Annotated in this window: 1 protein-coding gene; it reads right to left on the bottom strand. The window is 44.7% G+C overall.

Features of this window, described 5'->3' with window-relative positions; translation table 11 throughout:
* Positions 1 to 494 (bottom strand): hypothetical protein (locus Q0910_RS28535; RefSeq protein WP_299224249.1); only part of this gene is annotated, 494 nt, incomplete at both ends.

The raw sequence follows: 494 nt of genomic DNA, 5'->3' as shown, positions 1-494 counted from the left end.
GGATCATTGATTGTTCCTGTTCCGCTTGCTCCTCCAACTGTTAAGGTAGTCGTCTCACTTCCTTCATCTAAGGTATCGGTAGTTGTTGGGTAGATCACATCAAAACTCGTAACCCCCGCTGGAACTGTTAATACACCGCCGGATAAAGTAACTCCATTTGTAAACGTTGGGCTATTGTCATAATCTGATCCTTCTGTAGCAGTACCATCTGCTAAAACATATGGATAAGTCGTCTCTTGTGGGGTTGCTCCACTCAAAGTAACTGTCTGTGTTAAGTTGCTTCCTTCTACTGTGCTCGCATCACTTACACTGGCAACTGTAGGATCTGCCGGATCATTGATTGTTCCTGTTCCGCTTGCTCCTCCAACTGTTAAGGTAGTCGTCTCACTTCCTTCATCTAAGGTATCGGTAGTTGTTGGGTAGATCACATCAAAACTCGTAACCCCCGCTGGAACTGTTAATACACCGCCGGATAAAGTAACTCCATTTGTAAA

The organism is uncultured Aquimarina sp., from assembly GCF_947495315.1.
Lineage (GTDB): Bacteria > Bacteroidota > Bacteroidia > Flavobacteriales > Flavobacteriaceae > Aquimarina.
This window is presented reverse-complemented; position numbering and strand designations above follow the sequence as displayed.